At 50.4% G+C, this 9,478-nt stretch carries 7 protein-coding genes, 1 tRNA gene and 1 pseudogene; 7 read left to right on the top strand and 2 right to left on the bottom strand.

Translation table 11 applies throughout. The features are described 5' to 3' along the window. On the top strand, positions 1-425 hold a 425-nt coding region (locus NZ772_07890; GenBank protein ID MCS6813476.1), incomplete at its 5' end, for an iron-containing alcohol dehydrogenase. Between the two features lie 3 nt (positions 426-428). Here NZ772_07890 and NZ772_07885 read toward each other — a convergent pair. Then, a complete protein-coding gene (locus tag NZ772_07885) occupies positions 429-1,316 on the bottom strand; it encodes a Cof-type HAD-IIB family hydrolase (GenBank protein ID MCS6813475.1) in 888 nt (295 codons plus the stop codon). A gap of 242 nt (positions 1,317-1,558) precedes the next feature. On the opposite strand from NZ772_07885, the gene NZ772_07880 reads away from it, so the two are divergent. After that, positions 1,559-1,948 (top strand): ferredoxin, encoded by a 390-nt coding sequence (locus tag NZ772_07880; protein MCS6813474.1) that lies wholly within the window; start codon positions 1,559-1,561, stop codon positions 1,946-1,948. A 7-nt stretch (positions 1,949-1,955) separates the two neighbouring features. Here NZ772_07880 and NZ772_07875 read toward each other — a convergent pair. Beyond that, a tRNA-Arg gene (locus NZ772_07875) sits at positions 1,956-2,028 on the bottom strand. A gap of 202 nt (positions 2,029-2,230) precedes the next feature. Here NZ772_07875 and pruA point away from each other — a divergent pair. From pruA to NZ772_07850, 5 genes and pseudogenes are all read left to right on the top strand, one after another. Beyond that, positions 2,231-3,796: pseudogene (gene pruA, locus NZ772_07870) on the top strand (L-glutamate gamma-semialdehyde dehydrogenase). 97 nt (positions 3,797-3,893) lie between these two features. Beyond that, the gene (locus tag NZ772_07865; protein MCS6813473.1) at positions 3,894-4,448 is read left to right on the top strand and encodes a Uma2 family endonuclease; all 555 of its coding nucleotides are present in this window, start codon (positions 3,894-3,896) and stop codon (positions 4,446-4,448) included. Between the two features lie 365 nt (positions 4,449-4,813). After that, on the top strand, positions 4,814-5,158 hold the full coding sequence (locus NZ772_07860; protein MCS6813472.1) for a hypothetical protein: 345 nt from the start codon (positions 4,814-4,816) through the stop codon (positions 5,156-5,158). A gap of 256 nt (positions 5,159-5,414) precedes the next feature. Continuing rightward, a complete protein-coding gene (locus NZ772_07855) occupies positions 5,415-6,377 on the top strand; it encodes a GDP-mannose 4,6-dehydratase (GenBank protein ID MCS6813471.1) in 963 nt (320 codons plus the stop codon). Positions 6,378-6,380: 3 nt separating this feature from the next. Then, entirely contained in the window at positions 6,381-9,071 is a 2,691-nt protein-coding gene (locus NZ772_07850) for a DUF4347 domain-containing protein (protein MCS6813470.1), read from the top strand. Positions 9,072-9,478: the final 407 nt, after the last annotated feature.

The following is a 9,478-nucleotide window of genomic DNA, read 5'->3' as shown; positions in this document are numbered from 1 at the left end:
GAGAGGTTGTCGATGCCACAGTCCTTCTAGCGGGTGTTGTTGGTGGGTTGGGAGGTGCTCAATGTCGCACGGTTGCCGCCCACGCTATTCATAATGGGTTGACTCACCTGTCAGCCAGTCATGGCACTCTCCACGGAGAGAAGGTTGCCTATGGCATTTTGGTGCAGCTACGGTTAGAGGAAATGGTACAGAGTAACCATCTAGCAGCCACTGCCCGTCAGCAGTTGCTTCAGTTTTATGGCACGATCGGCCTGCCAGCTACCCTAGAGGACTTGGGGTTAGGAACCATTACTATCGCAGATTTGGCCCATGTGGCTGCGGTTGCCTGTGCCCCTAACTCTGATATTCACCGCTTACCCTTCGCTGTGGATCCTAACCAAGTCATGGCAGCTATGGTCTCAACCCAATCAGGGTTACTCGTTTAGTCATCAGTCTGTTAGTAGAAACTTGCGAATAGCGACGGCGGCACCATCTGCTTCCACACTAGGGGCTACCCAGTCAGCGATCGCCTGCACTGGTTCAGGGGCTTCACCCATGGCTATACTAAGGCCAGCATACTCCAGCATTTCTACATCGTTGAAGTTATCGCCGATCGCCATGACGTTCTCTGCCCGTAGACCAAGCACCTCTTCAGCCAGATATTTCACTGCGATCCCCTTGTTAGCTTGGGGGTGGGTAGCCTCAAAATAGGTGTCCACAGATCTAGTGAGGTACAACTGGTCAGGGCGATACTGCTGTCGCAACTCTGTTAACACTGTTTCCACTAGGTCGCGATTTTCACTAAGAGCCAGCAATTTTGTTGGTTCACGGCTCAGGGCTTGACGGAGATCACCAACGGGGATCGGTTGAATGCTGGAGCGTTGACCGTAATCCAACGTTTCCGCTGAAATCGCACGGACATACAACTGATCGTCAATGTACACATGAATTGACAACTGATCACGCCAGGCAGGACGTTCTAGCTCATCTAGCAGCGCCATTGCTAGTGCCATGGGGACAGTTTTGTGGTGGATCACTGCATCCGTAGCAGGATCTCGCATCATGGCTCCCTGATAGGCCATCAATGGCAGAGTTGATCCCACAGCTTGGTGAAACCGCAGAGCCGATCGATACATACGTCCGGTTGCGATCGCCACCTGAATGCCCTTTGCCTGTACTGCTTTGACTGCTGCGATCACCGGTTCTCGTACCTGATTAGAACGCCCTGCGATCGTCCCATCAATATCCAACACTAGCAGTTTGATGTCAGCCGCTGACACAGAACCCTTCTCTGCTCCATCTCCCCATTCTCCCGTCCGGCTAGTTATTGATGGCATTGTCTTCATCTGTTGCTCTTCGTCTGTCATGATTTCTACTCATGCTCTGTTCATGCTCTGCTCTATGCATTCACCCCGTACATACCCAGCATTAGGGTACAGTAAGGGCATACCCACCACGACTAGCCTTGCCTATGACCTCTACCAATCTACCAGACAGCCTAGCCAGTGCGGCAGTTTCCACTGCTACGAGAGCAGCCATCCCCTGCGACTCGTTAGCCACCTGTGTACAGGCGCTAGGGATGCCCTATATCCAGCGTCACATTTTTATTTGTGCTGACCAAACCGTACCCAAGTGTTGCGACAAAGAGTTGAGCTTGCAGGCATGGAATTATCTGAAACAGCGGTTAAAGGACTTGGAACTCGATCGCCCTACCCTACCTCCCCTGGTCGAGACCGAGACAACTACCCAACCTGAACCACGCTGCATTTTCCGAACCAAAGCGAACTGCTTACGGGTTTGTCAGCAGGGGCCGATTGTTGTGGTCTACCCTGATGGAATCTGGTACCACAGCGCTACACCTGAGGTGCTAGAGCAAATCATTCAGCAACATCTGTTGAACAATCAGCCAGTGGATGATTACATATTCCTCAAGCGACCCTTGCCAGCGCAATCGACTAGCGACAGGTAACCAAAAACGGGACTGGTGCGGCTCGAACGCACGGCCTAGCGCTTAGGAGGCGCTCGCTCTTCCTACTGAGCTACAGCCCCACAATGGTGGCAGGATGATGGAAATCATGGGTTGCTGACATTGCGAATCTTACTAAATCAATGACTAGCGATCGCACCCATCTTGCATCATCATAATAGCCTCCAGGTATTCATGACCAATTCTCTAGCGTGCAATTCGCAATTACTCACTGTTCGTTATTCCCATTACCCTATGCTGCTATCATCCGCTACGATGCCCTCCTTCCGTAATGCCCCTGACACTGACTACGCCAACGCTGTGTTGCGAGAACAAGCCCTGACTGCACTGCAAGCCGTGAAGCAACAGTTGGGCAAATCCTATCAGCCCCTCATCCAGGGTACCTATGAAGCAACCCTCACCACCGTGGCATCAGTAAATCCCTCTCGCCCATCTGAAGTCGTAGGGACGGTCGGGTTAGTTAGCATCGAACAGGCCGATCGAGCTGTGCAAGCAGCAAAGGCTGCCTTTCCAGCATGGCGAAACACTCCAGTGGCTGCCCGTGCTGACATTTTGCGCAAAGCAGCAGATTTAATCGCCCAACGACGAGCCGAGTTAGCTGCCTGGGTTGTGCTAGAAGTGGGCAAGCCTTTACGACAGGCAGATGCAGAAGTCTCAGAAGCGATTGATTTTTGTCGATACTATGCTGACGAGATGGAGCGCCTAGATAAAGGCATAAATTATGACCTGCCGGGGGAAACAAACCGTTACCACTATCAGCCCAGGGGAATTGTGGTCGTCATTTCGCCATGGAATTTTCCTATCGCCATCCCCACAGGCATGACCGTAGCAGCACTAGTGACGGGTAACTGTGTGTTGCTGAAGCCAGCGGAGACCGCCTCTGTGATTATGGCCAAGGTAACGGAAATCTTAGTGGCAGCGGGCATTCCTGCTGGTGTCTTTCAGTACATACCGGGAAAGGGATCCACCGTAGGTGCACACTTGGTTAAGCACCCTGATGTTCATATGATCACCTTTACCGGATCCCAGGAGGTAGGCTGTCGTATCTATGCAGATGCTGCTATGCTGCAACCAGGACAACGGCACCTCAAGCGCGTGATCGCGGAGATGGGGGGCAAAAATGCCATCATTGTGGATGAAAGCGCTGATTTAGATCAAGCCGTGCAAGGGGTAGTGGACTCAGCCTTTGGCTACAGTGGTCAAAAATGCTCGGCCTGCTCACGGGCGATCGTCCTTGACACTATCTACGATACGTTTCTGACCCGACTGGTGGAAGCAACCAAATCATTGAACATCGGCGAGGCTGATCGTCCAGGTACCCGTGTTGGCCCCGTGATTGACGGTACTGCCCAAGCCCGCATCCAAACCTATATTGCCAAGGGTAAACAGGAAGCTGATCTAGCCTTAGAGATGCCAGTACCTACCACAGGCTATTTTGTTTCTCCCACCATTTTTGCTAACGTGCCACCCCAGGCTACAATCGCCCAGGAAGAGATTTTTGGCCCTGTACTGGCAGTTATCCGTGCTCGCAGTTTCTCGGAAGCCCTGAATATCGCTAATGGCACTAACTTTGCCCTTACGGGTGGCCTCTATTCTCGCACTCCTTCTCACATTCACCGAGCTGAGCAAGAGTTTGAAGTGGGTAACCTCTACATCAATCGAGGAATCACGGGGGCGATCGTTGCCCGTCAACCCTTTGGTGGCTTCAAACTCTCTGGTGTTGGCTCCAAGGCTGGTGGCCCTGACTACCTGCTGCAATTCCTGGAACCTCGCACTATTACTGAGAACATTCAACGTCAAGGCTTTGCTCCGATCGCTGGTGCAGACTAGCCTGTGGACAGTCGAACCATCGCCCTGCTCAGTATGGGCCACTTCAGCTAAACTACAGCAATGATAAGCTAGACAAGAGTTGCCGGGAGGGTAAGCTGTGGGCACAACACTTGCCAAGTGGACACTTCAGGATTATCACCGCATGATCGACGTTGGTCTGTTAGATGATCGTCGGGTTGAGTTATTAAACGGAGAGATTGTGGAAATGGCCCCAGAGGGGGAACCCCATGCATATTTCAGCCATGAATCAGCCGAGTATCTAAAAATTCTCCTCGGCGATCGAGTCACCATTCGCCAAGGAAAACCAATCACCATCCCTGCTAGTAATTCTGAACCAGAGCCAGATTTGGCGATCGTGCAACCATTGGGACGAGAATACCTTCAACACCATCCCTTTCCTGAAAATATTTTTTGGCTGATTGAGTTTGCCCACAGCAGCTTGGCGCAGGATACCGACCTAAAGCGTAAAATCTATGCTGCTGCCAATATTCCAGAGTATTGGGTTGTAGCTCTCAAAACACCCCAGCTTCGAGTTTTTCGCGACCCCAGCCATGGTGATTATCATTCAGAGGTCACACTCACCAGCGGTGAAATTTGCCCAGTTGCCTTCCCAGAGGTCACGATTTCAGTCCAACGATTACTAGAGGGCTGAAGGGGCATAGCTCTTGTTAAAAGTTGCAATTCTTGGTCACAAAACTATGGCATTAGTCGTGAATCGTTACAACTATTGGAACGGTTTCCTAATCAATTCATAATGTTATGTTAACCAACCTGATAGACGCTTGAGACAATAGGGCTTGTGGTTGTGGGTGAAGACTGCTAGGGTTATGTTGTAGACATGGGGTAGAGGCTTGTCTGGGTAGGCATAGCCCTACCCCATCTTTATTAGCACAGTTGGCTGCTGCCACAGTTAACGATCGCTCAATCACAGGCAGCACCCCCTCACTCTAGAGAACTTGACCTCAGTGGTATTCTAAGGACACATTATCATTTTGCTACTGTTCTCATATGCCTGATATGGATAATCAAAACCTTGATTTTTTGAAGGATGATCAGTCAGTAGCCTTGCTAGTAAGGCAGTTGCGTGACTACTTCAAAGATTCCTACGCCCATTGCAAGGTTGAACGTGGGCAGATATTAAACCTGATGGAAAAAGCTGCTAATGCTGCCAATCAAGAGGAAGAAGCCAAGCTGCAAGCAAGGATGAAGAAGGTAGACCAGGCCCTCTACATCTTCGGTGTATTGAGTGATGCATTGTCGATCGCGAATCGAGTGCTCCACGCTAGCAGTGTTGTGGATGAGTTAGGGAAAGATGGTGAGCTTTATCAATTACGTGGGGGCAAAGATCTAAATCAGACTTAGGAATTTGCTGTTACACCGCTCGACAATTGCTTAGTCAAGGACAACTATTAAGTCTAGGTTTAATTTAGCTTCGTCTTAGATTGAGGTAATCAAATCACAAAATCTCTCCTATACTATTTGCACTCAGTTACCTCAGGTGACTATACAGTCCTAATGAGAAGCACAAAGGATAACAATAGTCTTGACCAAAATTGACCCCAGCACGAGTACAACAGCTAACTGACAGCCAAGTTATTCCTCAACCATCACACAAGGTATGAAAACAGCACTAATCTGTGGAGTATCGGGCCAAGACGGAGCCTATCTAGCGAAGCTCTTGCTGGATAAGGGTTACACCGTCTATGGCACATCTCGAGATGCCCAGATTTCATCCTTTGCCAACCTCAAGCGCCTAGGCATTTATGACCAGTTGCACTTGATGTCAGTCGCCTTAACCGATTTTCGCAGCGTGCTGCAAGCCCTAAGTAAAGTCAAGCCTGATGAGATCTATAACCTAGCAGGGCAAAGCTCAGTAGGGTTGTCATTTGAGCAACCAGTAGAAACTCTAGATAGCATCGCTATTGGCACCTTAAACCTGCTAGAAGTGATTCGATTTTTGGGCTACCCAGTTAAGTTCTATAACGCTAGTTCCAGTGAGTGCTTTGGTGACATTGGCGACCAAGCAGCCGATGAAACGACCCCTTTTCATCCCCGCAGCCCTTACGCAGTTGCCAAGGCAGCAGCTTTCTGGGAAGTTGCCAACTATCGAGAAGCCTATGGATTGTTTGCCTGCTCAGGCATTTTATTTAATCATGAATCCCCATTGCGGCCAGAGCGGTTTGTAACCAAGAAAATCATTGCCACTGCTTGTCGAATTGCGGCAGGTAGCAATGAAACATTACGACTAGGAAATATGTCGATTCAGCGAGATTGGGGGTGGGCACCTGATTATGTGGAGGCAATGTATCAAATGCTACAGCAAGATCAGCCCGATGACTACGTGATCGCAACAGGACAAACCTCTAGCCTGGAGGAATTCGTGGCGATCGCATTTTCAGAAGTTGGGCTAGACTGGCGGCAACATGTCGTATCAGATGCAAGTCTGTATCGACCGACCGACTTAGCAGTCAGCCGGGGAAACCCTAGTAAGGCGCGAGAAAAGTTGGGATGGCAAGCAAGCCATACAATGAGCAGCGTGGTTCGTATGATGGTCAAAGCAGAACAAGAGAGGAGTGTGTAGGCTATGGCACGGGATCCGTTGATGAAATGTTTGGTTTTTGTGGATGCAGCCGTTACTGATTGCCAACATTTTTTACAAAGTGCGGCTGATAATACAGAGGTAGTGGTGTTAGCGGGCGATCGCTCTGGGGTTGAGCAAATGACGGCAGCCCTTCAGCGTCATCCGGAAGTCGATCAGGTACATGTGGTGTCCCACGGTGCACCTGGTAAGCTATACCTGGGTAACGAGAGTTTAAGTCTTGCAAATTTAGCCACTTATCAAAGCCGGATAGCAGATTGGTTTTCTCAGCCAGCAACGTTGTTCCTGTATGGATGTAATGTTGCTGCTGGTGATCAGGGGATGTTGTTCTTACAGTCCCTTCACGAGTTGACGGGGGCAGCCATCGCAGCTTCGGACGATCGTACTGGTAACGCTGCCTTGGGTGGTGACTGGGATTTAGAGGTGACCATTGGTGACGTGACCCCATCCCTTGCCTTTCACCCAGAAGCCTTGAAGTCATACAGTGGGGTCTTAGGAACTTTCGATGTTCCAGCGGGGGATGTAGCTGCGCTAATTGCTGCGATCGATAGCGCAAATAGTAATCCTGATGATGCCAGTACCATCAACTTGGCGGGTGGCACCTATACCCTGACTACCTTTGCCCCTGGTACTGACACGTTCCAATTTCCTGTAGGGTTCTTCTATGGCAGAACAGGGCTGCCTCGCATCACCACTACGATTACCATCAATGGCAATGGCGCAACGATTAAACGGGAAGCTGACCCAGACAATCCATTTCGCCTGTTTCTAGTTGATGGTAATTCCACGAGTGCTGCCGGTAACCTTACCCTCAATAACCTGACCCTGACTGGAGGCCGCACTGAAGACACGGCTGCTCGGCCTGCAGGCATTCACGATGATGGTGGCGCAATTGCCAACTATCGAGGTTCGTTGACAGTTAATAATGTCACATTCACCAATAACAGCGCGTCGGATGATGGTGGTGCCATTCTTAACTTGGAAGGAAACGCTACTATTGCCAACAGCACCTTCAATAACAATACAGCTGGTGATGGCGGCGGCGCGATCGAAAATGATGGTGGCGGTGCTGGCCTACCCGATTCAGTGTTGGTAGTCACCAATAGCAACTTTACGGCCAATACAGCCAATCAGGGTGGTGCAATCCGTAACCGCAATAACTCAACACTGGACATTACAGGTGGCACTATCCAGAACAATACGGCTACCGGTGGTGGTGGCGGCATCTTTAACTCCGACAGTAGCGTCAGTAATGTTGTTGGTACCAGCTTCACTAACAATCAATCACCAGCTGGTACTCCCAATAATTTCGGTGGCACGACAGTCACGGCAGTTTCGTTGGCTAGCGCCGGCACTCCATCAGAGCAAGGCTCGGTACCAGGTACCTTTACCATCACTCTAGACTCACCCGCTCCTGCTGGTGGGGCTGTTTTTGAGTTTAGTGTCGGCGGCACGGCTACCCTAACTGCAGATTACACGGTTACAGGAGCTACAACCTTCACAGGCACCAATGGTACAGTGACAGTCGCTGGTGGGGCAACTACTGCAACAATTACGATCACACCTGTAGATGATGCTGTCTTTGACCCCAATGAAACAGTGCAACTAGCCCTCACAGGCGGCCCTAATGCTGGTGGAGGCAGAGCTTACACTATTAGTAACACACCTGCCACGCTAACAATCTTGGACAATGATGCGCCGCCGATCGGCAACAATCCTACCCTGTCTCAAGTGTCTCCCAACGTGTTTCTAGTAGGCGGCACAGGCGGCAACCTGAGCTTTACGCTGAATCAGCGCAGTGCAGCGTTTATCAACGAGTTGGGCGTGTTCCTAGTGGATGATGATGCGGGTACAGTTGGTGGTCTAGCACCAGGAAGTGCTGGCTATGTCAACGCTGCCCTGAGTCCTGCTCGGCGCAACGTCATCTACTCAGTTCTGGATCCTGCCCGGAGTGGTACCCTCACTTCTCTCACGGACTTCACGCGAGAGTTGCGATACGCAGCCGGTAGTCGTTTGCGCTTCTACATTGTTAGCAACAGCACAACCGATGCTGTCTTAGCAGGTCAAACTCCAGCCTCCCAGGTGCTGTTTGGTGTGCCAGCAAACCTACAGGTGACAGCACAAGGAGCCAACCGTTTTGTATTGCGCTTCGAGGACAGTGTTGATGCTGATTTCAACGACCTAGAGGTCACAGTGAGCACAAATACTAATGGGGCTTTAGTTCGAGGCACTACCTTCCAGGGTGTCCGTGAGGTGGTTGACCTCACTGGCACAGGGAATGGACGGGCTGTAATTGTGGCATCTGAAGCGGCGTTTAATAACACGATCGGCTTCTATGCCGTTGATGATGCTCTGACGGGTCGCATTACAACTGCCAACGGTGTCTTTAACCCTGGAGATGCTAACTATGCGCGGGAAGCAGTGTTGAACCGGGTTGATATCAACAACATGACAGCAGGTCGCATTTATGCACCATTCATAATTTCTAACAATACTGCCCAGGGCTTCTTGGCCGCACCGAACCAAGTCAATGCTTTCTTTGCCTACTTGGCAGCTAACGTCGATGGTCGTGATCACATCCGCTTGCTAGGCTCTAACCTGTTTGGGTTTGAAGATCAACTAGGTGGTGGTGACAATGACTTCAACGACGCGATCGTGCGGGTTACCATCAGCTAGATTCACTATCTTTCAAGCTATCTATATCAACTAGAGGTTGGGGCGACAATGGGCTGTAATCAGCCACTCGCCAAGGAACGCCGTCTACAACCGTGCATAGGTTAACAATCACGTTCGTAGTGAGGACTTGAGTCCTCACTTTTGAGTTCGTTCGTAGTGAGGACTTGAGTCCTCACGCTTGAGTCCTCACTACGAGCTTTAACTGTACTCATGTCCAAGCCTTTACTCTGAGCGTCAGAGTTTAAGCGTTAGAGTAACTCCCGATGGAACAAGCCAAGGGGCTATCTCTGACAAATACTCAACATCGGATTCTCGCTAAACAGTCTACAAGCCCCAAGTTCGTATCAAATTGCGATGGATTAGTGTTGCCCACAGCAAGCCTGTAACGTATCGCCTAGTTGTGACTG

The organism is Cyanobacteriota bacterium, from assembly GCA_025054735.1.
GTDB lineage: Bacteria > Cyanobacteriota > Cyanobacteriia > SKYG9 > SKYG9 > SKYG9.
The sequence above is the reverse complement of the archived record's forward strand: the minus strand, read 5'-3'. Positions and strand labels throughout refer to the sequence as shown.

Excerpts from the sequence above, each read along its gene's own strand:
- NZ772_07885 (MCS6813475.1), bottom strand. The coding sequence starts at position 1,316 with ATGCCATCAATAACTAGCCGGACGGGAGAATGGGGAGATGGAGCAGAG.
- NZ772_07880 (MCS6813474.1), top strand. The coding sequence starts at position 1,559 with ATGCCCTATATCCAGCGTCACATTTTTATTTGTGCTGACCAAACCGTA.
- NZ772_07860 (MCS6813472.1), top strand. The coding sequence starts at position 4,814 with ATGGATAATCAAAACCTTGATTTTTTGAAGGATGATCAGTCAGTAGCC.
- NZ772_07855 (MCS6813471.1), top strand. The coding sequence starts at position 5,415 with ATGAAAACAGCACTAATCTGTGGAGTATCGGGCCAAGACGGAGCCTAT.
- NZ772_07850 (MCS6813470.1), top strand. The coding sequence starts at position 6,381 with ATGGCACGGGATCCGTTGATGAAATGTTTGGTTTTTGTGGATGCAGCC.